Origin of the sequence: Actinoplanes sp. NPDC026623, assembly GCF_040638275.1 — a bacterium.
Lineage (GTDB): Bacteria > Actinomycetota > Actinomycetes > Mycobacteriales > Micromonosporaceae > Actinoplanes.
On the sequence record NZ_JBEZXZ010000134.1, the window covers coordinates 1 to 24938 of the forward strand.

Sequence of the window (24938 nt, forward strand, 5' to 3'; positions counted from 1 at the left end):
GCCCGGGTCGCGGGCGAGCAGCGCGGCGGCGGCGAGCCCGGCGGCGCCCACCCCGGCGATCTTGATCATGCCGCTGGTGACCCGGCCGTCGCGCAACGCGCCGACGTGACCGGCGAAGCCCTTGGCGGACTTCTGCTCGGGCCGGTTGCCGGCCAGGTCGTCGTAGAAGCCCACGGCTCCGGAGGTGGCGCCCGCGGTGAGCACGGCCGCGGCGACGGCGGCGCTCGGCGCGCCCACGGCGGCGGCGACGGTGGCGCCCGCGGCGAGCGCGGGACCACCCGCGAGGGTGACGGTGCGGCCGCGGAAGTTGGTCCGCTCCAGCCGGGACGCGCGCGGATCGCTACGGATCCAGGCCAGGGTCGCGCGGGCCACCAGGGCCCCGATCCCGAACGACTTCACGACCCGAGTGGCCATGTGGGTGATCTCCTGCCTCGCCGGGCCGCGCCCTCCGGCGACCGATCGCCGAGTCTAGGTCCTGTTTCACGGCAGGCCCGCCGCAGCCCGGCCGCCCGGTGAGGCGGGACCTGGGCGGTCCGGGCTCAGGGGACGCGCCGCGGTTCAGGGAGCCGCGGCCTTCGGCACCTGGGAGGTGGCGCCCGCCGACAGGCCGTAGTGGCCGACCCGGCCGGCCACCACCCGCTCGACCGTCGTCATCGCGGTCGCGAGCTGACCCTGCCCGGTGCTGACGTTGTCGACCGTCGAGATGCTCTTGACCAGCTTCGGGTCGGCGCGGATCTCGGCGACCAGGTTGCCGTCGCCGATGCCGTTGCCGCCGACGACCACCGGCCGGTCGTTGGCGAACTGGGCCGTGAAGGTGACCGCGTTCTGGTTCTTCTTCGCGGCGTCGCGGTCGACCGGCGGCAGGCCCGAGACGACCACGGTCGCCTCCGCGCCCGGCACCACGTCGTCGGAGACCGAGATGTAACCCGATTCCGTGTACGCCGTGAGCACCGACGTCAGGTCAGCGGGTGTCACCGGCACGGACCGCTGCAGCAGCGCGACGGCCAGCAGCGCACTGGACGTCTCGACGCCGTCGCTGTTGAGCGGCAGCCCGTCGGCGGGCACGGTCGGCTGCCCGGCCTTGTTGGCCAGGTTCAGCAGCCCGAACGCGTTCGCCGGGTCGAAGAACTTGTCCTGCACGGTGATCGTGCCGGTGATCCTGGCGCCGGCGACCTTGAGCATGTCGATGACGCCCTCGGCGTAGTCCTGGCCGCTGGGCAGCACCATGATCACGATCTTGCGCCCGGCGAGCCTGCCGCCGAGCAGCGCGGGCGAGACCTCGGTGGCGAAGTCCTGCGTCCGGTTGAGCTGGTCGCGGTACTGGTTCGCCTGCTCGCGGTAGTTGCTGTTGTCCTTACTCAGCGCGTCGACGCGGTTTCTGAGAGTGTCGGCAACCGGCCCATTGAGTGCGGCCGTGCCGACCACCAGCCCGATGGCCAGGGCAAGGAAGACCGCGGTGAGCGACACCACGTGGTACCGGAAGTTGATCACGCCAAAAGCCTCTTGGTCACTCGCAGACTAGAAAAGCTGTCCTAATTGGAAGACCAGATTGTCCCACCACTCGGACACCACGGAGAGATAGGCCTTGCCGACCGTGGAAACGGCGACCGCCGAGGCCATCGCCGCGACCGCGGAGAGCACCAGCAGCAGCAGCGACGAGCCGGAGATGTTCTGCTTGTACAGCCGGCTCACGCCCTTAGCATCGACCAGTTTGCCGCCGACCTTAAGCCTGGTCAGGAACGTTGACGCCATGCCGCCGCGGCCCTTGTCCAGGAACTCGACCAGGTTGGCGTGCGTGCCGACCGCGACGATGAGCGTGGCGCCCTTGTCGTCGGCCAGCAGCATGGCCAGGTCCTCGCTCGTCGCCGCCGCGGGGAAGGTCACCGCGGGCACGCCGAGCCCGTGCACCCGGTCCAGCCCGGGCGCGCGCCCGTCCGGGTAGGCGTGCACGATCACCTCGGCGCCGCAGCGCAGCACGTCGTCGGTGACCGAGTCCATGTCGCCGATGATGATGTCCGGCGAGTAGCCGGTCTCGACCAGCGCGTCGGCGCCGCCGTCGACGCCGATCAGCACCGGCTTGAACTCGCGGATGTAGGGCCGGAGCACGTCGAGGTCGGCCTTGTAGTCGTAGCCGCGCACCACGATGAGCACGTGCCGGCCGGAGATCTGCGTCTGCACGTCCGGCACGCCGACGCCGTCGAGCAGCAGGTCGCGCTCCTGCTTGAGGTAATCCATCGTGTTGGCGGCGAACGCCTCGAGCTGCACGGACAGGCCCTCGCGGGCGTCGGCCATGGCGGCGGCGACGGTCTGGGCGTCCTGCTGGATGCCGCTGGCGACGGGCTCGCCGTCGAGCAGCACGGTGCCGCCGTCGATGCCGACGACGGCGCCCTCGCTGATCCGGTCGAAGACCTCGTCGCCCAGGTCGTCGACGAGCACGATGCCGGCCTGGATCAGGACCTCGGGGCCGAGGTTCGGATAGCGCCCGGAGATCGAGGGCTTGACGTTGAGCACGGCCGCGACGCCGACGGCGACCAGCGAGTCGGCGGCGACCCGGTCGATGTCGACGTGGTCGATGATCGCAATGTCACCGGGGCGCAGCCGGCCGACCAGGCGCTTGGTCCGGCGGTCGAGTCGGGCGGTGCCGGAGACAACTCCCGGTTCGACGCTCCGGGTCCGGCGCAAGGTGGGAAGTCGCATCCCGGCCATCCTGACATGCCATTTCATGCATCACCCACGCGACATGCACAAGGTCACCGACAAAAGCGACAAAGCGCCGTCACTCCGCACAGTAACCACCGTCAGCCGCGCTTCTCCCGGTCGGCGACCGCCAGCAGCTCCTCGGCATGCGCGATGCCCAGGTCCGAATCCGGCAGGCCGGCCAGCATCCGGGCCAGCTCCCTGGCCCGCTCGGTCTCCTCGACGATCCGCACCCCGCTGGTGGTGATCGCCCCGCCCACGTCCTTCGCCACCACCAGGTGCCGGTCGGCGAACGCGGCCACCTGCGGCAGGTGCGTGACGACCAGCACCTGATGGGTGCGGGCCAGCCGGGCCAGCCGGCGCCCGATCTCGACCGCGGCCTGCCCGCCCACCCCGGCGTCGACCTCGTCGAACACCAGCGTCGGCGGCCCGCCCGCGCCGGCGAACACCACCTCTATGGCCAGCATGACCCGGGACAGCTCGCCGCCCGAGGCGCCCTTCTGCAGCGGCAGCGCCGGCGCTCCGGGGTGCGCGATCAGCCGCAGCTCGATGTCGTCGGCGCCATCGGGACCGGCCGCCACCTCGGCGCCGTCGACCGTCACGGTCGGCTCATCGCGCCCGGCGACCCGCGGCTGCACGGCGATCTCGACCCGGGCGTGCGGCATGGCCAGCCCGGTCAGCTCGACGCTGACCTGCTCGGCGAAGCGCACGGCGGCCTCCACCCGGGCTGCGGTCAGCCGCCCGGCCAGCTCGCCGACGGTCACGGCGATGCGCAGCCGCTCCCGGTCCAGCTCCTCGAGCAGCTCGTCGGAGCTGTCCAGGGCGGCCAGCTTGACCCGCGCATTGTCCGCCCAGACGATGACGCCCTCGACGTCGTCGGCGTATTTGCGGGTGAGCGCGCGCAGCGCCGCCCGCCGCTCGTAGATGACCTCGAGCCGGGCCGGGTCCGCGTCCAGCGAGCTCAGGTAGGCCGACAGCTCCGCGGAGACGTCGCCCACCAGCGTGGCGGCCTCCTCGATCCGGGCCGCGAGCTCGCCGAGCGCCGGGTCGACGGTGGCCTGCGCCTCGAGGGTGCGCCGCGCGGCGCCCAGCAGCAGGGTCGCGTCCGGCGTCTCCTCGGTGGCCTCGACGCCGCCGGCGAGCGCCTGCGCGGCGAGCGCGGCGGCGGTGCGCAGCCCCTCGGCGTGCTCGAGGCGCTGCACCTCGGCGCGCAGGTCGTCGTCCTCACCCGGCTGCGGGTCCACCCGGCTGATCTCGTCGAGGCCGAGGGTCAGCAGGTCGGCCTCGCGGCTGCGCTCGCGCGCGTGCCGGCGCCGGTCAGCGAGGTCCTCGACCACCGCTCGCCAGCAGGTGAACGTCTCCCGGTAGGTGTCGAGCAGCTTCTCGTGCTCGGGACCGGCGAAGCGGTCCAGCGCCGCGCGCTGCTCGGCCGGGCGCAGCAGCCGCAGCTGGTCGGACTGCCCGTGCACGGCCACCACCTGCTCGCCGACCTCGCCCAGCATCGACACCGGCATGCTGCGCCCGCCGACGTGCGCCCGCGAGCGGCCCTCGATGGTCACCGTGCGGCTGAGCAGCACCGAACCGTCGTCGTCCAGCTCGCCGCCGGCCTCGGTGATGCGCGTCTGCACGGCGGCGCCGAGCGTGCCGGCGAGGCGCAGCCGGCCCTCGACCACCGCCCGGCCCGGATCGGCGCGGACCCGGCCGGCGTCGGCGCGCCCGCCGAAGAGCAGCCCGAGGCCGGTAACCACCATCGTCTTGCCGGCACCGGTCTCGCCGGTGATGGCATTCATGCCCGTGGTCAGCCGCAGCGTCGTGTCATCGATGACGCCGAGCCCGGTGATGCGCAGTTCCTCCAGCACAGGCCGAAGGGTATCGGTGCCCACCGACAATTGCCCACCGCCCCTGGTCGGCGAGAATTTTTCACGACGATGGAGATCGAGTGCCTCGCCTGCGCCGAGGTGCGGCTCAGGGTCGGTCGTGAAAAATCCTCGATCAGCGTCGATTCCCGCGCCAGCCGTCGACCGGCAGCGCGAACTTGGCCACCAGGGTGTCGGTGAACGGGCGGGGTGCGAGCCGGACCAGGCGCACCGGAAGCTCGCCGCGCTGGACCGTGACCTGCGCGCCCGGCGGCAGGTCCCAGGTGCGCCGGCCGTCGCAGCAGAGCACCGCGAACGACGTGTAAGGGTCGACGGTCAGCACGAACCGCGAGGTGGGCGCGGTCACGATCGGCCTGCTGAACAGGGCGTGCGCGCTGATCGGCACCAGCAGCAGCGCCTCGACCTCGGGCCACACCACCGGGCCGCCGGCCGAGAACGCGTACGCGGTCGAGCCCGTCGGCGTGGCGCACACGACGCCGTCGCAGCCGTAGCGCGACAGCGGCCGCCCGTCCACGTCGACGAGCAGCTCGAGCATCTGCGCCCGCTGCCCCTTCTCGACGCTCACCTCGTTGAGCGCCCACGAGTCGGCGATCAGCCGGCCGTCGTACTCGGCGCGCACGTCGAGGGTGAGCCGCTCGTCCACCGTGTAGTCGCCGGCGACGATGTCGCGCACGGTCTGGTCGATGTTGTTCAGCTCGGCCTCGGCCAGGAAGCCGACCTTGCCGAGGTTGATGCCGAGCAGCGGCGCCTTCGCCGGGCGGGCCAGCTCGGCCGCGCGCAGGAACGTGCCGTCGCCGCCGAGCGCGAAGACGATCTCCACGCCCTCCGCCGCCGTCGGGTCGTCGACCGGCGTGACGCCGGCGGGCAGCTCCAGGTCGGCGACCTCCTGCGCGAGCACGCGCACCTCGAAACCGGCCGCGACCAGGTCGCGGGCGACGGTCTGGGCATGCTGCGTGCTCTGCCGGCGACCGGTATGTGTCACCAGCAACGCGGACCGCGTCACGAATCCTCCAGCGGGGGCGAAACCGACGGCAGTGCCGGTCCGGCGGAGGCTACATTGCCGGACGGCCCGGCGGCGACCACGGCCCGCACGTGGGCCTCGTCGGCCGGCGGCGCGTCCCGGCGGAACCAGAGGAAGAACTCCACGTTGCCGCTCGGCCCGGGCAGCGGGCTCGCCGCGACCCCGGCGACGCCCAGGCCCAGCCCGGCGCCGGCCGCGGCCACGTCGAGCACCGCCTCGGCGCGCAGCGACGGATCACGCACCACCCCGCCGGAGCCGACCCGCTCCTTGCCGACCTCGAACTGCGGCTTGACCATCAGCGCGAGATCGCCGCCGGGCCCGGTGCAGCCGGCCAGCGCGGGCAGCACCAGCCGCAGCGAGATGAACGACAGGTCGGCGACGGTCAGGTCCACCGGCCCGCCGAGCATGTCGGGGGTCAGGGTGCGCACGTTGGTGCGTTCCATGACGGTGACCCGCTCGTCGGTGCGCAGCGGCCAGGCGAGCTGGCCGTAGCCGACGTCGACGGCGTAGACGCGGGCGGCGCCGGCGCGCAGCAGCACGTCGGTGAAGCCGCCGGTGGAGGCGCCCGCGTCGAGACAGCGCCGGGCGTCGACCGCCAGGCCGTCGAAGGCGGCGAGGGCGCCGGCGAGCTTGTGGCTGCCCCGGGAGACGTATTCGGTCGCCGGATCGTCGCCGGTGACGACCACCGGGTCGGCCGGGTCGATCATCGTGGCGACCTTCTGCGCCACGGTGCCGCGGACCTGGACCCGGCCGGACGAGACGAGCGCGGCCGCCTGCTCCCGGGACCGGGCCAGCTTGCGGCGGACTAGCTCGGCGTCGAGACGCGCGCGGCGGGCCATCGGATCCAAACCTTTTCGGGTACGGGGGGTCAGCGGTCGATGCTAGCCAAGGTCTCCTGGAGCACCTGATGCGCGGCCTCGTACTCGGCGATCTGGTCGGCCGGCGCGAGCGTGGCGGCGTTGGCCAGCGACTGCAGGACGGCGTCGACGGCGGGATGCCCGGTGCCCTGCGCGCCGTCGTCCGGCCGGTCCGCGTCGTCCGCGATCCGGTTCTCGTCCGGCCGGTACGCCGGGGCGGGCGGCTCGGGGCGGTACGCCGGCGCCTGGGGCTGCGGCGGTCCGGGGCGGAAACCTCCGGGTGGCGGCGCCGGGCGGAACCCTCCCGGCGGCGGTCCGGGGCGATGGGTCGCGGGCGGCTGCTGGTTCGGATACGTCACGGCGTTGCCTCCGGCGCGGCGGGATCGGTGGTCTGCTGCGCCTCGGGCTCAGCCGGCGATGCGGCCTTCGCCTTCGGCGCCTTGGCGGCGGCCTTCTTCGCCACGGCCTTCCTGGGCGCGACCTTCTTCGCCGCGGTCTTGCGGGCGGCGGGCGGCGGCAGCTCGGTGGCAGCCGCGGCTTCCTTCACCTGCGCGGTCGGGGCGGCGACGGTCCCGGCCGGAGCGGTGCTGGTGCCCTTCACCGGCGCGACCTCGGCGGGAGCCGGCTTGGCGGGAGCGCCCTTGGCGGAAGCCGGCTTGGCGGGAGCCGACTTGGCCGGTGCGCCCTTGACAGGACGCTGCTTGGCGGGAGCGGCGGGAGCGGCGGGAGTGGCCTGCTTGGGCGCCACGCGCGCCGGGGAGATCGGTGCCGCCGCGGCGGCCGGCATCGCGTTCGGGGTCGCCTTGACCGCCTTCTTCGCGACCGCCTTCTTCGCCACGGCCTTCCTGGCCGGCATCACGGGGGCCGGGCCGTCACCGGCCGGCACCGCCGGCGCCGCGTTCGCCCGGGCCCGGGCGTCACGCAACTGCCGCTCCAGGTCGCGCACCCGGGTGTTCAGGTCGGACACCTCGTCGGCCGTCGCCAGCCCCACGAGGCCCAGCGCGCGGTCCACCTCGTAGCGCACGATGTTGGTCAGCGCCTCACGGTTGGCGACGCCCGTCGACAGCAGGTCCTCGACGAGTCCCTGCAACTGCACGGCGGTCGCGCCGCCGCGGTGCACGAGATCGCCCGCCACCTGCTGGGCCTTCTTGCGTGGTGCCTCGGTCAATCCGAGCGCCAGCTCCAGATACGCCCGCCATGCGTCCTGCATGTCAGCTCCCCTCCGACTCCGCCACGCCGTTGCGCTGGTGTCACGCTACCGGGCGGAACGGCGGGTGTGCTGCGGTACCGTGCGGTGCGTCAGGGTGGTGTGGCGGAGGGGGTCCGAGGGAATTGGCAAGCGTAGACGAGTGCCGGCAGGCGCTGCATGATCTCGCCGCCCGGCTGGACGCCAATGCGGAGACCCGCGGCAGACTCGATCTGGACCGCACGCTCGCCTGCCGGGTGCCGGACCTGGACACGGCGTTCCACGCCCGGCTGGCCGGCGGCCGCCTGGTCGACATCGCCGACGGCGACGACCCGAAGGCGAAGATCGCCCTGATCGCCGACAGCGACAACCTCATCGCGCTGGTCACCGGCAGGCTCGACGTCACCCGGGCGATCGCGGCGCGCCAGGTCTCGATCAAGGCCAACCCGTTCGACCTGCTGAAGCTGCGCAAGCTCCTCTGACTCCGCGTACGTCCCAGGACGTACGCGACAGGCCGCGCTGGGCCGGACGCCGGCGGGCCGCGGCCTGGCGACGATGGGACGCATGACAGCACCCGTCGAAACCCGGCGCCTGACCAAGCGGTTCGGCACGGCGACCGCCGTCGACTCGCTGGACCTGACCGTCCGCGCGGGCGAGGTCTACGGCTTCCTCGGACCGAACGGCGCCGGCAAGACCACGACCCTGCGCATGCTGCTGGGCCTCGTCCGGCCCACCTCGGGAGAGGTGCGCCTGTTCGGCCTGCCGCCCGGGCGCCTCGACGGGGTCGGCGCGCTGATCGAGGGCCCGGCCTTCTACCCGTACCTGAGCGGCCGCGACAACCTGCGCGTGACGGCCCACCACGCCGGCGTCCCGGCCGCCCGGGTCGCGGCCGTGCTCGACCAGGTCGAGCTGACCGGCCGGGCCCGGGACCGGTACGCGACCTACTCGCTGGGCATGAAGCAGCGGCTCGGCGTGGCCGCCGCCCTGCTGAAGGATCCGCGCCTGGTGGTGCTCGACGAGCCGACCAACGGCCTCGACCCGGCCGGGATGGCCGACATGCGCCTGCTCGTGCGGCGCCTCGGCGCGGCCGGCTGCACGGTGCTGCTCTCCAGCCACCTGATGACCGAGGTGCAGGAGCTCTGCGACCGGGTCGGCATCCTCGCCGGCGGTCGGCTGGTGGCCGAGAGCACGGTCGCCGAGCTGCGCGGCGACCGCACGCTGCGGCTGGTCGCGACTCCCCTGGACGCCGCCGCGGCCCGGGCCCGCGCCCTGCTCGGCACCGACGCCGTCCGGGTCACCGACGGCGGCCTGGACCTGGCCGTCGCGCCGGACCGCGCGGCCGAGGTGAACGCGGCGCTGGTCGGCGCGGGCATCGCGGTCAGCGAGCTGCGCACCGAGGAACGCAGCCTGGAGCAGGCCTTCTTCGCCCTGACCGGAGGCAACACCGATGACTGACCACATCCGCGCCGAGACGCTCAAGCTGGTGCGCCGCCCGGCGACGTGGGCGCTGCTGGCGATCGCGCTCACCCTGAGCGTGACCTTCACCTACCTGATCCCGTACGCGGGGTACGCGGGCGGCACCGGCGGGCCGCGCGCCGACCGCGGCCTGGACGCGCTGCTCCCGGACCGGCTGGTCGGCAACTCGATCGGGGGCCTGCCGGTGTTCCTGGGCTCGCTGATGCTGATCCTCGGCGTGCTGTCGGCCGGCGGCGAATACGCCTGGGGCACCTGGAAGACGGTGCTGACCCAGGACCCGGCCCGCCTGCGGGTGTACGCCGCCAAGCTGGTGACCGTCTGCCTGGCCGCCCTCGCCGGCGTCGTCGCGGTCTTCGCCGCCGGCGCGCCGGCGAGCCTGATCATCGCGCTCACCGAGGACCGGGCGGCCGACTGGCCCGGCGTGACCGACCTGGCGACCGGCGTCGGCGCCGGCTGGCTGATCGCGGCGATGTGGACGGTGCTCGGCACCCTGCTCGGCATCGCGCTGCGCGGGGTGGCGCTGCCGGTCGGCCTGGGCCTGGTCTGGCTGCTCGCGGTGCAGAACCTGCTCGCCCTGATCGCCGCGCCGCTGCTGGACTGGGTGGCCCGGGCGCAGCAGGGCCTGCCCGGCCCGAACGCGGGTTCGCTGGTCGCGGCCCTCGGCGCGGGCGCGGACACGCCCGGCGTGCAGGCGGTCGTCGGCGGCGGGCAGGCGGCGGCGGTCGTGGCCGCCTATCTGCTGGTGTTCGCCGCGCTGGGCGGCGCGCTGCTGCGCCGCCGTGACATCCTGTGAGCGTCATGAAGCGGGTGCGGAGATATCTGCCGGACGGGCTGCTGGCCCTGGCCCTGGTGGGCGCCGGCCTGATCGGCACGGCGCCGGCCGGCCACAACCAGGGCATCGACTCGGTACCCGGCTGGGCGTACCTGCTGGTGATCACCGCGGCGCTGGCGACGGCGGCGCGCCGCCTGGCGCCGATCGCGGCGCTGACGGTCTGCGCGGCCGCGGTGAGCCTCTACCTGCTCGGCGGTCAGCCGTTCGGGCCGATCCTGCTGAGCCTGGTCGTGGCGATCTACTCGGTGGGCGCGCACCGGCCGCTGAAGCAGGCGGTGGTCGCCGCGGCCCTGGCCTTCGCCGCGGTGCTCCTCGGCGGCCTGATCGGCGACGGCCTGAGCCTGGACGCGATCGCTCCCCCGCTGGCCTGGGCGGCCGGCCCGCTGGCGGTGGGTGTCACGGTGCGGGTCGGGCGCGAGCAGCGGGTGCAGACCCGCCGCGACGAGGCCCGCCGCCAGGCGGACGCCGAACGGCTGCGGGTCGCGCAGGAGGTGCACGACGTGGTCGGCCACGGCCTGGCGGCGATCAACATGCAGGCCGAGATCGCCCTGCACCTGCTGGCGAAGCAGCCCGGGCAGGCGGAGGCGGCGCTCACCGCGATCAGCCGCACCAGCCGCGAGTCCCTCGACGAACTGCGCGCCACCCTCGGCGCGGTCCGCCGCGGCGACTCCGTCGACGACCGCTCCCCGGCGCCGGGCCTGGCCCGGCTCCCGGAACTGGTGGACCGCACCCGCTCGGTGGGGGTACCGGTGACGGTCGAGCTGGCCGGGCCGCTGGCGGCGCTGCCGGCGGCGGTGGACCTGACCGCGTACCGGATCGTGCAGGAGTCTCTGACCAACGTGCTGCGGCACGCGGGCACGGCCTCGGCGTCGGTCTCGGTCGCCTGCACCGACGAGGAGGTCACCGTGTCGATCAGCGACACCGGCCGGGGCGGGCCGGCGACGATCACGCCCGGCCACGGACTCGCCGGGATGCGCGAACGCGTCTCGGCGCTCGGCGGCTCGCTGACCGCGGGCCCGCGCCCCGGTGGCGGCTTCGCCGTGACCGCGAACCTGCCGGTGCGCCGGTGACCGGCCCCGCCCGCGACGACGGCACCCCGATCCGCGTGCTCATCGCCGACGACCAGGACCTGGTGCGCATCGGCCTGCGCGCGCTGCTGGAGAGCGAGGACGACCTGGTCGTGGCCGGCGAGGCCGCCGACGGGCTCGGCGCCGTCGACCTGGCCCGCACTCACCGGCCCGACGTCGTCCTGATGGACGTGCGGATGCCCGGCATCGACGGCATCGAGGCGACCCGCCGCATCGCCGCGGACCCGGCGCTGGCCGGCACCCGGGTGATCGTGCTGACCACCTTCGAGATCGACGCCTACGTGTTCGACGCGCTGCGGCACGGCGCCAGCGGCTTTCTCACCAAGGACACCAAGCCGGCCGAGCTGGTCCGCGCGATCCGCCTGGTCGCCGGCGGCGAGGCGCTGCTGTCCCCTTCGGTCACCCGGCGGGTCGTGCGCGAGTTCGCGTCCCGGCCGGCCCGGGTGCTGCGCCCGCACCCGCGGCTGGACGCGCTGACCGACCGCGAACGCGAGATCGTCGGCCTGGTCGGCGAGGGCCTGAGCAACGACGAGATCGCGGCCCGGCTGATGGTGAGCCCGGCGACGGCCCGCACCCACGTCAGCCGCGCGATGGTGAAGCTGCACGCCCGCGACCGCGCCCAACTGGTGGTCTTCGCCTACCAGTCCGGCCTGGTCGACTAGCGCGGCGGGCCTTGCGGCGCGCGTTCGCGCGCCCCGGCCCGGCTCGGTCGGCCGATGGCGTTCCATTGCCGGACCTTTGGAGAGATCGACCGCCCGAATGGCCGTCATTCGGGCGGGTGAAGTCCGGGGAAGTGCATTCGGCGGGGCTATCCGAACCATTTTTGTGAATGGCCGGCCGGCGGCGCCTGCCCGCGCTCGTGAACCGCCGTCGAGCTGCGAGTTCCGACCTCGTCGAGGGACCGGACAGCCCTTACCGCCCGGCCTTTCCGGCTACCCCGGACGTGTCCTGTCACCCGTCCGGTATCAACGTGGGCCTTTCGGCCATTTACGTGATCCCCGGCCGCTGCTTTACCTTTTGATTTCCGGCCGCGTCGCCCGACCGGTCCGGAGTGCATTCCCCCAGCCGAAGCCGCCGCGTCGATCGGAGAAGCCGCATGAGTCCGGACCCGCGTTTCGAGCGGGCCGTCCTCGGCGCGTTCCGGGCCGCGGTCGAGCGCTACTGCACGGTCGTCAGGGCCGGCGACGTCGACCCGGGTTCGCTGCGGATCTCGGTTACGGTCGCGACCCGGGCGCCGATGGGCCGTGACTTCGCCGGGAAGGTTCACCGGATCGTGCACCCGGAGACCCACCGGCGGCTGCCGCTGGCCCGGGTCGTCTCGGTCGTGTGCACTGTGGACCCGAGCCTGCCCGATGATCCCGGCCACCGTTTCCTCATCCAGCCGCCGGCCCTGCCGGCGCCGAAGCAGGCGCTGCCGCCCACCCGGCTCGGGCCGCAGGAGCTGCCACCTACCCGGCTCGGACCGCAGGAGCTGCCGCGGACCCGGCTCGAATCGCAGGAGCCGCCGCGGACCCGGCTCGAATCGCAGCAGGCGCACCCGCCGCAGGCTCCCCCGGCACCGGTTCAGCCGCCGGTGACCGCGCAGCTGACCCTGCGGTACGGCGCCGACTTCCACTGGGTCTGCCATCTCGCGTCCGCGCCCGGCTGGGTGCCGCTGGGCCGGTGGATCGGGCGGCAGCACGACGCCTCGGTGCGGCTGCCCGAGTACGCCACGTTCCTGCCCCGCGGCGAGCTCGTCTACCTGCGTCACGACGGGCACCGCGTCGAGTTCGCCCGGTCCCGGGTCCGCCCCGACTACCTCGTCAGCGTCGACGGTTCGCCGCTGCACCCGGGCGGCCACCTGATCCAGGCCGGCCCGGCCGGCTCGATCGAGTACGCGGACGGCGCCGCCTCGCGCACCCGGCTCGACTATCTCCTCGCCTGGGACGGTGGCCATGGATGACGCGCAGGAACCGGCGATGGTCATCGACCTGAGCGGGCCGAACTGGCACGTCCAGCTGACCGTCGCCCCGCCGGTGAACCCCGACCGCAAGCCCGTCGACTTCGACGTGCCGATGATCGGTGCCGGCGCGAGCGGGCAGCTGCGCCGGATCCGTACCGAGGTCATCTTCACCACCGCGGCCAACGAGCGCAACGGCTGGCAGAACTGGCACGTCAAGATCTACGGCTGCGCCGACCTCGGTGACGCCGAGGCCCTGCGCCAGCACCTGCACGAGCAGGCCAGCGCGCTGCAGCGGGCGAACCAGTATCTGGGCGGACACGGGCGCCGCACCCCGATCGAGCCGCCGTGGGCGGTGGTGCCGGTGCAGGTGGTCCGCGGCGACGGCCAGCTCGAGCAGCTCTCCGGCGCGGTCACCACCCGGCTCGGCACCCCGTCCGATCAGATCGTCGCCCAGTTGTACCGCCGGCTGCCGTCCTGGATCGGCGAGGGCGCCCGCCCCGACCTGTACCTGCTGGCCGTGTCGCCGCAGATCGACCTGCTCAAGTGGGAGTCGCTGCGGCGCTGGCCCGGCACCGAGCACCTGATCGACTTTCGGCAGCTCGCCGCCGGCCTGGACCAGTTGCACCAGCTCAAGTGGGCGCACTGCGACCTCAAGCCGGACAACGTCTGCTGGTGCACGTACCAGGAGACCAGCGGCTACGTGCTCATCGACACGGACGCCGCCACCCAGGCCGACCCGCCGCCGTCCGTGCTGCGCGGCACCGAACTCTACGAGTACGGCGGCCTGCGCCGGCTGCGCACCGACCCGGCCCGCGGCTGGCACCTGAGCCCCGGCCTGCTCTACGCCCAGGACCGGTTCGGCCTGATGATCGTGGTGCTGTGTGCCCTGGCCGGCCGGCACTGGGTGGAGAACACCCTGCTGAACATGGACCCCGACGACCCGCGCCACCGCGTCGCCGACAGCGAGCCGGCCGTGCAGAAGGCGCTGCGCGAGCACTGGGCCGACCCACGGTGGCGGCCGCTGATCGCGGTGCTGGCCGAGCCCTTCGGCACCGGGCCACGCGGGCAGATCGCCCTCGAGGCGTCCCAGCCGTGGGCCGAGGCGTGGCTGGCCGCGGTCATCGAGGCCGAGCAGCGCTGCGACCGCGACGGGTCCCCGCAGCCGGTCCCGGCCGCGACCGAGCTTCTCTCCGCGTACGCGGGCCACATCGAGGCGGTCCGGACGTACGCCCAGCACGGCCCGGCGACGCGCCCGGAGCGGGTGCACCGGGCGTACGACGCGATCGGCAGCCGGGCGCAGGAGGTGGCGCTGCGCCAGGCCGTGCTCTGGCTGTCGATCTGGTGTCTGGGCGCCGTCGCCGTCGCGGTGGCGCTGGGTGTTCTGGTGGGCGGGGGATGAGATGACCGATTCCTGGCGCGTGGCGCTGCGAGACCGGGTGGCCCGGCGGTGCGGCGAACCCGACAAGCATTTCGCCCGGTACGGCTACACGTTCGGCAACTGGATCGACGCTCCGCCGGGCGCCCGGCTGCCGGCGTTCCTCGAGGTCGAGGCCGGCGTCGCCGACTACCTGAGGGTGGCCGCGCAGACCGGCCGCCACCTGGGCACGGTCGCCGGCCTGGCGATCGGGGGCGCCGCGGCGACGCTCGTGTTCCTCGTCGTCTGCGTGGTCGCCTGATGCTGTGGTCGCGGACGTCCCCGCCGGCCAAGGACCCCTCGGAGCGTTTCGGCAAGGCCTGCCCGGTCTGCCGGCAACTGCTCGGCGGCGGCACGCCCCCGATGGACCCGCAGACCGGCCGGTTCCAGATGCCGCCGTCGTTCCGGCTCGAGGTCGGCGCCCCCGACGGCCGCAACGGCCTGCCGTGGCGGGTGACGATGCTGGCCGGCAACTACCGGCCGGCGGAGTCGACCGATCCGGTCTTCAACGAGCACGAGATCGACTTCAGCTACCTGCTCTGCGGCGGCGGGCACATCTTCCCCGACGCGACGCCGGTCTTCCACACCGGAGCCGGCCGCGGCACCGACAACGTCCAGCAGAAGATCGACGACTGGAACATGGTCGCCGCGATGGGCGCGCCCGCCAGCGGCAAGACCTACCTGCTGGTCCGGATGCTGAAGCAGAACCTCGACAACCTGACGCACTGGAGCGCCCAGGACGATCCGGGCCGGATCCGGCTGCGCAAGCTCAGCCCCCTCGAGGAGCTGCCGCTGGCCGCCCGGATCGCCCGGTACAACGAGACCCGGCAGACCGGCGAGGCGATCCAGCCCACCGGCACCGACCGGCAGGCGACCCCCGCCGGCATGCTCGACGACCAGCTCCGCGACGCCCTGGCCGCGATCCAGGAGCTGATCCGCCGCACGGTCGTCGACGGCGAGCGCCGCGCCAAGCAGTGGGGCAGGCAGTTCCGCCAGCCGCTCGTGCTGCGCACCGACACCGGCGAACGCCGCACCTGGACCGGGGTCGCCGACCTGCCCGGCGAGCTCTTCGACGAGCAGGGCACCAACCGGCGCGAGGCCGGCATGCTGCGCTCGTTCGACGCCCTGCTCTGGGTCGTCGACCCGGCCGTCGCGCCGAACGCCACCGACTGGATGGCCACGGAGTCCGTCACCGAGGAGCGCCTGCTGCTCAACGGCAGCCTGCGGCCCGGCACCGTCAGCGCCTACGGCGCCGAGGTCGTCCGCGGCAACCGGGAGTCCATTCAGGACGGCATCGGCGAACAGATCACCATGGTCGACGGCCTGTTCGCGATCGACGAGGGCCGGCCGCTGCAGATGCTCGTCGCCATCACCAAGTGCGACCTGATCCGCGCCGCGCTGGAGAAGCCGGGCCTGAACCTGCTCGACATCGGCGCGCCCGGCGACGTCGAACGCGGCACCGCCAGCTACCTCGCCTTCGCCGTCGAACGGTGGGCACAGCGCCGCACCCCCACCGATCCCGGCGCCGCCCAGCTGCTCACCTACCTGTGGGGAGCCACCCACACCGAGCCCGCCGTCCGGCAGCGCCGCGCCGTCCAGGTCGCCCGCGGCCTGCTCGACCACTTCTCCCAGCCGGACGAGTTCTGGAAGCTCGTGCACGTCGGCACCGACAACGAGATCCACATCCCGGGCGGCGACGTCATGGCCGAGGTGCCGCAGCACATCCGGGTGCCGTCCATCGACGAACACCTCGACAGCGCCCTGCAACCCGGCTCCGACGGACAGATCCTGCTCCGCGACCTGATCATGTCAGCGGTCGGCTGCGGCCTCGCCTACGGCCTCGGCCAGCAGAGCGCCCTGTACCGCATGCACCGCGAGCCGTGGATCACCATGCGGTTCTTCCTCTGCTCGCCGCTGGCCACCGTGCCGATCGCCGTCGACGACATCCGGCTCAAACCGCTCGACCCGCGCGGCCGTTTCCCCCGCGTCGACGAACGCGCCGCCGCACTCACCCAGCTCCTGCTGGCCGTACTCGGGAGGGCTCGCCGATGACCAACGGCATGATCATGGTGCAGTGGGCCGACCTGACCGGCCGCGGCTTCAGCCCCCACGAGGTGGGCCCGGCCGCGCCGCGGGAGTACTGGGCGGCCGCCGAGCGCCTGCTGCAGGCCGACCTGAGCCAGCCGCCGGAGGGCATCCGTTCCACGGTCGGTCATCCGATCTGGACCCTGCGCCGGGTGAAGGTGCAGGGCCGGTGGCTGTGGTGCTTCGTCGTGCAGGGGCGCCGCGGCCCCTTCGGCGTCGCCGGCACCTGCCGCTTCGCGTTCGCAACCGGGGACGTCCCGGCCCTGCAGGCCTGGACCGACGGTTGCGAGATCGCCGCCGGCGACCAGGGCCTCCCGCCCGTGCCCTACGACGCCGCCTGGTTCGAGCAGACCGTGATGCACGTGCTCGGCGGCATCGTGGTCCGGCAGTCCGCCGTGCCCGTGTCGGGCGGCCCGGCCGAGGCGGCGGCGCTCATCCCGGCCGCGCTCAAGGTCCTGCCCGAACGCCAGTCGCGCGCCTGGTCCTGGTCGACGTGCATGCTGCAACGGCCCGACTCGCCGGACCTGCGGGTGGTGTCCGGCGCCTGGCCCGACGAGTTCCGGCGCAGCGAACCGAACCGCGCCGAATCCATCGACCACTGGTTCCGCCGCGGGCCGGTGACCGAGGCGGAGGTCAAGGCCCGCCTCGCCCGCGACGACGCCCGCCGCGGCTTCGAATATCTGGTGCACTACGCCAGCATCGGCAAACCCCCCGCGGCCGACCTGCTCAAGGACGACTGTTCACTCGATGAGATGCTGATCGAGCTGAGCCACGCCAACCACGTGCCGACCTGGCACGACGTGCCGTCCATGCTGGAGACCCCCGGCGGGGTCCGGCGGCTGGCGGCCAATCACCGGCCGCTGGTCGAGCAGTGGGCCGCGAACGATCCGACCACGGCCATCGCCCGGCTGCGGGCCGACTTCGCCGCGCCGCTCGCCGACGACGTGCTCCGGGGCGTGGTCGGGGCGCAGGACGACACGTCCAAGAATCTCCTCGGGCTGCCCACCGAGGCGGCGCCCGAGCTCACCGACTGGCACGACCACCTCGCCGCGCTGCTGCAGAGCTGCTACCGGACGCGGGCCGCGCTGCGCGAACACACCGACGGCTGGATCGCATCGGACGCGGTGCTCGGCGACGATCGCGACCTCTCCGCCGCCCGGAGCTGGCTGCTGAAGCTGGGACTGACGCCGCAGGACGACCCCGAATACTTCCCGCCCAGCCGCGACATCATCGTCGGCGAGCTCAACGAGCATCACGAGTACACGCCGAAGGTCGCCGGCGAGCTTGCGCTGGCCCGCCATCCGCTGGCCCTGCTGGATTCGGTGGTGAAGGAGTTGCCGCCGCTGCCGGCGCACACGGCCGCGACGATTCTGTGGATGTCGGCGACCCGGCACCCCGGGCGCCCGCCGGATTCCGAGGCCCGCCTGGTCCAGCCCCTCGCCGCCGCCCTCACCCGCAGCGGCCTGCGCGGCGAGCCCGCCGAGCCGTGGGTCGAGGACCTGCTCGGCACCATCATGGACCAGCTCGCGACCCGCCGCTCCACCCGGCTGAACCGGATCATGTGGGGCGCCCTCGACGCGCTGCTCGAGCTCGATCCGCACGCCCCGCGTGGAACGTCGCTGGCCGCGCGCTGCCTGGCCATCGGCTACGACGGCGCGCCGCACTCCGTCGCCTCCGCCCTGCGACTCGCGAAGAGCCGGCTGGCCGCGGCGGAACAGCCGCGGCCCCAGTCGCCGGCGGGCCGGGAGGCCGGGGTCGATCCGTTCGCCGCGAGGGTGCACACCACGCGCCTGCCCTGGCGGCTCCGGCTGGGCAACTGGGTGTGGGAGCAGCGCTACAGCATGCGGCAGCGATACCTCATCGCGACCGGCCTGGCCGTCGCGGCGCTCGCGACCGCCGGCGTGTCGATCGTCGTTCGCCTGGACCCGGACCCGGCACCCCCGCGGCAGAAGACCGCCGCGGCGCCGGCGATGGACCGGACACGCGAGACGACCGCACCGCGCCCGGATCAGTTCCGCCCGGATCCGTTCCCGATCGTCCTGAAGCCGCGCCCCGACAACCAGCCCTACGATCCCAAACGCGACTATCAGTATTTCCAGAAGAAGTTCGATGCCGTATGGAAAGTCGGCGATCCCGAATCGATCGAGATCATCACCTACGGTGGCGACCCCGAACGGGGAAAGCAGCTGATGCGCAACCTGATGGACGACGACCGGCTGCAGACCGTGCAGCTCACGACACGGGCCAGCGACGAGAACCCGCCCGCCGGCGTCCTGCCCGGCTCGATGGTCGGCATCGTGGAATTCCTCTGACGCAAAAACGGCGGGGGCCGGCCGGCCCCCGCCGTCATCGTCCGTCTACTTGAAACGCCACCGCGGCACGGTGCCCTCGTCGCCGCTCTCGGTCTCGGGCAGCGCCGGAAGCGTCTCCGGCGCCACCGCACGGGTCGCCGACTCGTCCGCCGGCCAATCCTGATAACCGGAACGGTCGGCCTTGGCCTTCCGCGGGCCCGGGAACCGCAGCGTACGGCGGGTGGCCTGCTCCGGCGCCCCGCCGTTCAGCCGGTGCAGCTCCTCGCTGCGCCACCGGTCCAGCTCCCGCTTGCGGATCTCCGTCTGCACGTGTGTCTCCCGGCCGGCGGTCTCCTTACGGATCTCCTCCTGCCGAGCCGCCTGCGCCTTGAGGTCGTGCTGTTCCTGCTCCCGCTCGAACTCGATCCTGGCCCGCGCCGCCTGCACGTCGCTCTTCTCCGCGGTGGCCAGGATCTCGTCGTAGACGGTCGCCGGCCCGATGTTGAGCAGGAACTTGGTGAGCACCGGCAGGATCTCGATCGCGGTGATGAACAGCAGCAGGGTCAGGTATGCCGTCTTCAGCGTCGCGTTGCTGTCGGTGATCTGGCTCAGCGCCTCCAGCTGCGCGAGCAGGCCCCGGTCGTTCCCGCTGTCGATGAGATAGCGGTCCTCCTCGGCCTGCTTCAGGCTCTTGAGCCGCGCCAGCTCGGACTCCTTGGTCGCCAGGTCGGACTGCGCGGTCGCCTGCTCCTTGGAGCTCGTCGCCTTCTGCCGCTCGAGCGCGTCGTTCTTCGACCTGTCGAGCCGCCCCTTGGCGGCGTCCCGCTGGTCCCGCAGCTCACCCGCGGCCCTCAGCTTCGTCTTGTACGCCGGGCCGCCGCCCCGCTGCCCGGTGCCGTCCGTGCCGTCGAACTCGGCGATCGCTGCCGCACGCGCCTCGGAGTAGCGCTTGTCGAGCTTGTCGTACTCGGCCTGGTCGCGCTCGACCGCGGGGTCCTTGCCGACCAGGTCCTCGATCAGCGAACCGGCCGCGACCTGCTGCAGCCGGGTCACCTCGACCTGCAGGCCGGGTATCACCGCGAAGCGCGAGTCGGTCTTGAGCTTCTGCTCGTAGACGTTGCGCTCGACCTGCCGGGTGACGGTCAGCTGCGCCTGGATCTCCTGCTGGAAGATCCACAGCACCAGCGGCGTCGAGACGACCGCGCCGATGACCAGCGCGAGCAGGATGCGGGGCACCAGCGTGGCCAGGTTCTGCCACCACTTCTCGCGGCGGCCCGCGGCGGCGACGAGCCACCGGTCCAGGTTGGCGATGGCGAGCGCCCACAGCAGAGCGATGACGACGGCGGGCAGCAGCGGTGCGCGTACCCCCGTGTGCAGGGCGAAGCCCGCGGAAAGCCCGGCCATGCAGGCGGTCGTGAGTACGATGCCGCCGAGCCCGGAGAACTTGCGTTTCTCCCGGGGGCTACGCGACAGCGTGTCGGGATCGGCACCGGAGAGCCAGATCAGCAGGCCTCGACGCGGAGGCGTCCTGTCCTTGTGTGTACGTGCTGCCACTGGTCGTCGACTCCCGTCGGGGCCACCACAAAGCGTCGGAACCGACCTCTGGGTGTCCACTATCTCCGGCCGCGCCGAGCGGGGAAATCCCCCGTAGGCGTGGCGCCTGCCGGTGATCAACGACGGCCCCGCACCGCGGTTATCCGCCGTTCGGACAGCCTCGACGACCGAGTAGGCAGAGCGGCCGCTCACATGACGACGGCCCGCCCCGCCCTCATGCGGGCGGAACGGGCCGTCGGTGACGCTCGTGGTTCAGGCGGGCAGTCCCCAGCCGGTCAGCAGTTCGCGCGCCTCGTCCGAGCCGGCCTGCACCGTGCCGCCGCCCCAGTACACCCCGGCGAGCAGGCGCAGCGCGTCCACCGGCGTTCCGGACCCGGCGAGCTTTCCGGGCGCCAGCCGCCAGCCGCCGAGCTCGTCGGCGCCGGCCGGGATCCGGGCGGCGCCGGCCTCGCCGAACAGCCCCGACAGGTCGGCCGCCACATAGGTCGGGCGGCGTTCCGGCGGCGCCTGCAGCAGGTCCGCCGGCCCGCTCACGCCGGTCAGCACGAGCAGGCAGTCCATTCCCGCGCCCACCGCACCCTCGATGTCCGTGTCGAGCCGGTCCCCCACGGCCAGCGGCCGGGTGGAGTGCGACAGCGACGCGGCCGTCTTGAACAGCGCCGGAGCCGGCTTGCCGACGATCACGTCGGGATCCCGGTTCAGCGCCGTGCGCAGCACCGACACCAGCGAGCCGTTGCCCGGCAGCGGGCCGCGCGGGCTCGGCAGGGTCCGGTCCGTGTTGGTCGCCATCCACAGCGCACCCGCACGCACCGCGAGGGACGCCTCGGCGAGGATCCGCCAGCCGACGTCGGGCCCGTAGCCCTGCACGACGGCCGCCGGCCCGTCCTCGAGCCGCTCCACCGGGACGAGGCCGACGTCGCGGACCTCGGCCCGCAGCGCCTCCGCGCCGACCACCAGCACCGGAGCCCCCGCGGGCAGCCGCTCGGCGAGCATGGCCGCCGCCGCGCCGGCCGAGGTCAGCACCTCGTCGGCGGCGGCGGACACACCCATGCCCGTCAGCAGGTCGGCGACGTCGGCGGCGCGCCGCGACGCGTTGTTGGTCGCGTACGCGATCGCCGTGCCGGACGAGCGCAGCCGCTCGACCGCCTCGGCCGCACCGTCGATCGGCTTGTCGATCAGGTAGATAACGCCGTCAAGGTCGAAGATGACCAGGTCGTAGGCGCCGACCAGGCTCACGCCCCGGTCTCCTTGTCGCCTTCCGCCACGCTGCCGGCCGGCCGGTCGACGACCTCGCCGTCACCGGCCTTGCCGTCGGCGACTTCCTCGACCGGTTCGTCGTCCTCGTCGTCGTCCTCGTCGTCCTCGTCGTCCTCGTCGTCCTCGGACTCATCGTCGTCATCGGAGTCGTCGTCGAGGTCGTCCTCATCGTCGAGGTCGTCATCGTCATCGTCATCGTCATCGTCGGACTCGTTGCCGTCGAGGTCGTCGTCCTCGTCCCGCTCGTCGTCCTCGTCCGCGCGAGCCTCGGCCGCCTCGGCCGGGTTCTCGTCGTCGTCCTCGTCCGGCTCGTCGCCCTCGATCGTGACGCCGTCGAGCTCGAGCAGCCGCTCCGCCGCGTCGGTGAGACCGTCCTGGTCGGTGGCCGCCGCCCGGGCGAACCACTCGCGGGACTCGTCACGCCGGCCTGCGGCGAGCAGCGCGTCGGCGTAGGCGTACCGCAGCCGGGCCGCCCAGTCGGCGTCCTCGTCGGCGGTCAGCTCACGCACCTGCAGCATGGCCACGGCCGCGTCGTGCTGGCCGAGGTCGCCGCGGGCGCCCGCCGCCACGATCAGCAGCTCGATCGCGCCGGCCTTGTCGAGCGCCTCCTTCTCGGCGCCACGGAACAGGTCGATCGCCCGCTCCGGGCGGCCCAGCGCGCGCTCGCAGTCGGCGAGCTCGGCCAGGTGGGTCTGCCGGCCCGTCATCCGGTGGTACGTCCGCAGCTCCGCGATCGCCGTGGTCCAGTCACCCGCGGCGTACGCGGCGAGGCCGACGGCCTCCCGCACGACCGCGATCCGCGACGCGAGCCGCCGCGCGGCGATGGCGTGGTTCAGCGCGAGCTCGGAGTCCTCGTCGATGATCTGGCCGGCGGCCACGAGGTGCCGGGCGACCCGGTCGGCGGTGTCGCGCGAGAGGCTCAGCAGCTCGGCGCGCACCTCCTTGTCGAGGTCGGTCGCGACGACGTCCTCGGGCAGTTCCGGCGCCCGGAAAGCGGCCTGCTCCTCGCGCTCCACGAAGACGCCCTCACCACGCGGTCCGCGTTCGTCACGCGGTCCACGGTCATCGCGGGGGCCACGGTCGTCACGGGGTCCACGATCGTCACGGGGTCCACGATCGTCACGCGGTCCACGATCGTCACGCGGTCCACGATCGTCACGCGGTCCACGGTCATCGCGGGGGCCACGGTCGTCACGAGGGCCACGGTCGTCACGAGGGCCACGGTCGCGGAAGCCGCCGTCGCGCGGGCCACGGTCGCCGCCGCCGGAGTAACCGCCACGGTCACGGTCGCCACCGCGGAAGCCGCCGCCCTGGGGACGGTCACCCTGGGGACGGTCACCCTGCGGGCGGTCACCCTGCGGACGGTCACCCTGCGGACGGTCGCCCCGGTATCCGCCGCTGCTGCGGCTGTCGGGCCGGTCACCGCCACGGAAGCCGCCGCGGTCTCCCTGCGGGCGGTCCCCCTGGGGACGGTCGCCGCGGAATCCGCCGGAACCGCCCTGGTAGCTGCCGCGCGAGCCGCCCTCGGAGCGGTCGCCGCCCCGGAAGCCGCCACGGTCGCCGCCACCGGAGTAACCACCACGGTCGCCGCCCTGGGGACGGTCGCCACCGCTGCGGTACCCGCCGCCCTGGGGACGGTCGCCGCCACTGCGGAAGCCGCCGCTCTGCGGACGGTCGCCACCGCTGCGGTACCCGCCACTCTGCGGACGGTCGCCACCGCTGCGGTACCCGCCACTCTGCGGACGGTCGCCACCGCTGCGGTACCCGCCGCCCTGGGGACGGTCGCCGCCACTGCGGAAGCCGCCGCTCTGCGGACGGTCGCCGCCACTGCGGTACCCGCCACTCTGGGGACGGTCGCCGCCACTGCGGTACCCGCCACTCTGCGGACGATCGCCGCCACTGCGGTACCCGCCGCGGTCTCCGCCACCGGAGTAACCACCACGGTCGCCACCCGAGGAACCGCCACGATCGCCGCCGCCGGAGTAACCACCACGGTCGCCGCCGGAGTAACCACCCGAGGAACCGCCACGATCACGGTCGCCGCCACGGAAGCCGCCGCGGTCGCCGCCGGAGGAGTAACCGCCGGAGGAGCCGCCACGGTCGCCGCCGCTGCGGAAGCCACCGCCCTGGGGACGGTCGCCGCCACTGCGGTAACCGCCACGATCTCCGCCACGATCTCCGCCGCCGGAGTAACCACCACGGTCGCCGCCCTGCGGCCGGTCGCCACCGCTGCGGAAGCCACCACCCTGCGGACGGTCGCCGCCACTGCGGTAACCGCCACGGTCGCCGCCACCGGAATAACCGCCACGGTCCCCGCCACCGGAGTAACCACCACGGTCGCCGCTCTGCGGACGGTCGCCGCCACCGCGGTAGCCGCCACCCTGCGGACGGTCGCCACCGCTGCGGAAGCCGCCGCCCTGGGGACGGTCGCCACCACTGCGGTAGCCGCCGGAGGAGGAGCCGCCACGATCACGGTCGCCGCCGCGGTAGCCACCGCGGTCTCCGCCACCGGAGTAACCGCCACGGTCGCCGCCACCCGAGGAACCCCCACGGTCGCGGTTGCCGCCGCCGGCGTAGCCGCCGCGGTCGCCGCCCTGGGGACGGTCGCCGCCGCCGCGGTAGCCGCCACCCTGCGGACGGTCGCCGCCGGAGCGGTAGCCGCCGCCCTGGGGACGGTCGCCGCCGGAGCGGAAGCCGCCGCCGGACGAGCCGCCGGAGGAGCCGCCACGGTCGCCGCCGGAGCGGAAGCCGCCTTCGCGGCGCGGGGCGCCTCGGTCTCCCCGGTCACCACGGGGGGTCGCGCCGGAGCCTCCGTCGCGACCGCGGCCGGTCCGGCCTTCGTCGTCGCGGTTGGTGGAGCCGCCGTCCTGCGGTCCTGGGTTCACGGGTCAAGTCCTTCCAAGTTCGGCGAGATCCCTCGCAACGTCGGCGAGGGCCGCCGGAGCACATCAAGTACGGAGCGGTATCAACTGCGGGGTGGAGCTACTACGGGTGGGGGCACGGCGAGCGCGCGTCCATCCAACGCTACTAGGGACCGGACGCACAAAAGCAGTCGAGGGCCAACCCCTACCGGGGAAGGCCCTCGACTGTACGTTAAGTCCGGCGGTGTCCTACTCTCCCACACCCTCCCGAGTGCAGTACCATCGGCGCTGGAGGGCTTAGCTTCCGGGTTCGGAATGAGACCGGGCGTTTCCCCTCCGCTATAACCACCGAAACAGCTATCAGCGTGACAACCAAAATCCTGACCCCCGCCCGGCCCGGAAAAGATTCTCCGGGTGGTAGGGGTGGTGGTTGTTTGCTGTGAATCACACAGTGGACGCGTCGAGCAAAAAGTTTAGTGTAGTTAAGCCCTCGGCCTATT

Annotated in this window: 20 protein-coding genes, 1 rRNA gene and 2 pseudogenes; 10 read left to right on the plus strand and 13 right to left on the minus strand. The window is 73.5% G+C overall.

The window, feature by feature from the left end; translation table 11 throughout:
* The 8 genes and pseudogenes from AB0F10_RS30800 to AB0F10_RS30835 form a co-directional block, all read right to left on the minus strand.
* Positions 1 to 414: pseudogene (locus AB0F10_RS30800) on the minus strand (hypothetical protein); the annotation flags it as partial.
* Between the two features lie 144 nt (positions 415 to 558).
* Positions 559 to 1491, minus strand: coding sequence for a copper transporter (locus tag AB0F10_RS30805; protein WP_360632785.1), 933 nt, complete (start codon positions 1489 to 1491; stop codon positions 559 to 561).
* Positions 1492 to 1518: 27 nt separating this feature from the next.
* Positions 1519 to 2697 (minus strand): putative cytokinetic ring protein SteA, encoded by a 1179-nt coding sequence (steA, locus tag AB0F10_RS30810; protein ID WP_360632788.1) that lies wholly within the window; start codon positions 2695 to 2697, stop codon positions 1519 to 1521.
* A 101-nt stretch (positions 2698 to 2798) separates the two neighbouring features.
* Entirely contained in the window at positions 2799 to 4556 is a 1758-nt protein-coding gene (gene recN / locus AB0F10_RS30815) for a DNA repair protein RecN (RefSeq protein WP_360632791.1), read from the minus strand.
* Positions 4557 to 4689: 133 nt separating this feature from the next.
* A complete protein-coding gene (locus tag AB0F10_RS30820) occupies positions 4690 to 5577 on the minus strand; it encodes an NAD kinase (protein WP_360235613.1) in 888 nt (295 codons plus the stop codon).
* On the minus strand, positions 5574 to 6434 hold the full coding sequence (locus tag AB0F10_RS30825; protein WP_360632794.1) for a TlyA family RNA methyltransferase: 861 nt from the start codon (positions 6432 to 6434) through the stop codon (positions 5574 to 5576). Before AB0F10_RS30825 ends, AB0F10_RS30820 begins: the two co-directional genes overlap by 4 nt.
* Before the next feature lie 29 nt (positions 6435 to 6463).
* Positions 6464 to 6811 carry a hypothetical protein gene (locus AB0F10_RS30830; RefSeq protein WP_360632797.1) on the minus strand — a complete coding sequence of 116 codons (348 nt, stop codon included), beginning with the start codon at positions 6809 to 6811 and terminating at the stop codon, positions 6464 to 6466.
* Between the two features lie 353 nt (positions 6812 to 7164).
* Positions 7165 to 7662: pseudogene (locus tag AB0F10_RS30835) on the minus strand (hypothetical protein); the annotation flags it as partial.
* Positions 7663 to 7784: 122 nt separating this feature from the next.
* Between AB0F10_RS30835 and AB0F10_RS30840 the strand changes: the two are divergent.
* The 10 genes from AB0F10_RS30840 to AB0F10_RS30885 all read left to right on the plus strand — a co-directional run bounded on the left by AB0F10_RS30840 (position 7785) and on the right by AB0F10_RS30885 (position 18787).
* Positions 7785 to 8120: an SCP2 sterol-binding domain-containing protein gene (locus AB0F10_RS30840; RefSeq protein WP_360632800.1), complete on the plus strand. Its 336-nt coding sequence runs from the start codon at positions 7785 to 7787 to the stop codon at positions 8118 to 8120.
* Positions 8121 to 8202: 82 nt separating this feature from the next.
* Positions 8203 to 9093 (plus strand): ABC transporter ATP-binding protein, encoded by an 891-nt coding sequence (locus AB0F10_RS30845; RefSeq protein WP_360632803.1) that lies wholly within the window; start codon positions 8203 to 8205, stop codon positions 9091 to 9093.
* Positions 9086 to 9907, plus strand: a complete 822-nt coding sequence (locus AB0F10_RS30850; protein ID WP_360632806.1) for an ABC transporter permease — start codon at positions 9086 to 9088, stop codon at positions 9905 to 9907. Before AB0F10_RS30845 ends, AB0F10_RS30850 begins: the two co-directional genes overlap by 8 nt.
* Positions 9908 to 9912: 5 nt before the next feature.
* Positions 9913 to 11016 (plus strand): sensor histidine kinase, encoded by a 1104-nt coding sequence (locus AB0F10_RS30855; protein ID WP_360632809.1) that lies wholly within the window; start codon positions 9913 to 9915, stop codon positions 11014 to 11016.
* Positions 11013 to 11696: a response regulator transcription factor gene (locus AB0F10_RS30860; protein WP_360632812.1), complete on the plus strand. Its 684-nt coding sequence runs from the start codon at positions 11013 to 11015 to the stop codon at positions 11694 to 11696. Before AB0F10_RS30855 ends, AB0F10_RS30860 begins: the two co-directional genes overlap by 4 nt.
* Positions 11697 to 12130: 434 nt before the next feature.
* Complete coding sequence (locus AB0F10_RS30865; protein ID WP_360632815.1) at positions 12131 to 12976, plus strand: hypothetical protein; 846 nt, start codon at positions 12131 to 12133, stop codon at positions 12974 to 12976.
* Positions 12969 to 14375: a hypothetical protein gene (locus AB0F10_RS30870; protein ID WP_360632818.1), complete on the plus strand. Its 1407-nt coding sequence runs from the start codon at positions 12969 to 12971 to the stop codon at positions 14373 to 14375. The genes AB0F10_RS30865 and AB0F10_RS30870 overlap by 8 nt, the downstream gene beginning before the upstream one ends.
* Before the next feature lies 1 nt (position 14376).
* The gene (locus tag AB0F10_RS30875; RefSeq protein ID WP_360632821.1) at positions 14377 to 14652 is read left to right on the plus strand and encodes a hypothetical protein; all 276 of its coding nucleotides are present in this window, start codon (positions 14377 to 14379) and stop codon (positions 14650 to 14652) included.
* Positions 14652 to 16442, plus strand: a complete 1791-nt coding sequence (locus tag AB0F10_RS30880; RefSeq protein ID WP_360632824.1) for a hypothetical protein — start codon at positions 14652 to 14654, stop codon at positions 16440 to 16442. Before AB0F10_RS30875 ends, AB0F10_RS30880 begins: the two co-directional genes overlap by 1 nt.
* Positions 16439 to 18787, plus strand: a complete 2349-nt coding sequence (locus AB0F10_RS30885; RefSeq protein WP_360632827.1) for a hypothetical protein — start codon at positions 16439 to 16441, stop codon at positions 18785 to 18787. The genes AB0F10_RS30880 and AB0F10_RS30885 overlap by 4 nt, the downstream gene beginning before the upstream one ends.
* A gap of 45 nt (positions 18788 to 18832) precedes the next feature.
* Here AB0F10_RS30885 and AB0F10_RS30890 read toward each other — a convergent pair whose 3' ends face one another.
* The 5 genes from AB0F10_RS30890 to rrf form a co-directional block, all read right to left on the minus strand.
* Entirely contained in the window at positions 18833 to 20320 is a 1488-nt protein-coding gene (locus AB0F10_RS30890) for a DUF4407 domain-containing protein (protein ID WP_360632830.1), read from the minus strand.
* 252 nt (positions 20321 to 20572) lie between these two features.
* Complete coding sequence (locus AB0F10_RS30895) at positions 20573 to 21556, minus strand: HAD-IIA family hydrolase (RefSeq protein ID WP_360632833.1); 984 nt, start codon at positions 21554 to 21556, stop codon at positions 20573 to 20575.
* On the minus strand, positions 21553 to 22455 hold the full coding sequence (locus AB0F10_RS30900; RefSeq protein WP_360632839.1) for a Replicase polyprotein 1ab: 903 nt from the start codon (positions 22453 to 22455) through the stop codon (positions 21553 to 21555). Before AB0F10_RS30900 ends, AB0F10_RS30895 begins: the two co-directional genes overlap by 4 nt.
* Positions 22456 to 22496: 41 nt before the next feature.
* Positions 22497 to 24206 carry a hypothetical protein gene (locus tag AB0F10_RS30905; RefSeq protein WP_360632836.1) on the minus strand — a complete coding sequence of 570 codons (1710 nt, stop codon included), beginning with the start codon at positions 24204 to 24206 and terminating at the stop codon, positions 22497 to 22499.
* A 468-nt stretch (positions 24207 to 24674) separates the two neighbouring features.
* Positions 24675 to 24791, minus strand: a 5S ribosomal RNA gene (gene rrf / locus AB0F10_RS30910).
* Between the last annotated feature and the right edge of the window lie 147 nt (positions 24792 to 24938).

What these genes read in the sequence shown, in the direction of transcription:
- AB0F10_RS30855 (WP_360632809.1), top strand. Translation starts at nt 9,913, where the DNA reads ATGAAGCGGGTGCGGAGATATCTGCCGGACGGGCTGCTGGCCCTGGCC.
- AB0F10_RS30825 (WP_360632794.1), bottom strand. Translation starts at nt 6,434, where the DNA reads ATGGCCCGCCGCGCGCGTCTCGACGCCGAGCTAGTCCGCCGCAAGCTG.
- AB0F10_RS30850 (WP_360632806.1), top strand. Translation starts at nt 9,086, where the DNA reads ATGACTGACCACATCCGCGCCGAGACGCTCAAGCTGGTGCGCCGCCCG.
- AB0F10_RS30880 (WP_360632824.1), top strand. Translation starts at nt 14,652, where the DNA reads ATGCTGTGGTCGCGGACGTCCCCGCCGGCCAAGGACCCCTCGGAGCGT.
- AB0F10_RS30845 (WP_360632803.1), top strand. Translation starts at nt 8,203, where the DNA reads ATGACAGCACCCGTCGAAACCCGGCGCCTGACCAAGCGGTTCGGCACG.
- AB0F10_RS30865 (WP_360632815.1), top strand. Translation starts at nt 12,131, where the DNA reads ATGAGTCCGGACCCGCGTTTCGAGCGGGCCGTCCTCGGCGCGTTCCGG.
- AB0F10_RS30885 (WP_360632827.1), top strand. Translation starts at nt 16,439, where the DNA reads ATGACCAACGGCATGATCATGGTGCAGTGGGCCGACCTGACCGGCCGC.
- AB0F10_RS30875 (WP_360632821.1), top strand. Translation starts at nt 14,377, where the DNA reads ATGACCGATTCCTGGCGCGTGGCGCTGCGAGACCGGGTGGCCCGGCGG.
- steA (WP_360632788.1), bottom strand. Translation starts at nt 2,697, where the DNA reads ATGCGACTTCCCACCTTGCGCCGGACCCGGAGCGTCGAACCGGGAGTT.
- AB0F10_RS30870 (WP_360632818.1), top strand. Translation starts at nt 12,969, where the DNA reads ATGGATGACGCGCAGGAACCGGCGATGGTCATCGACCTGAGCGGGCCG.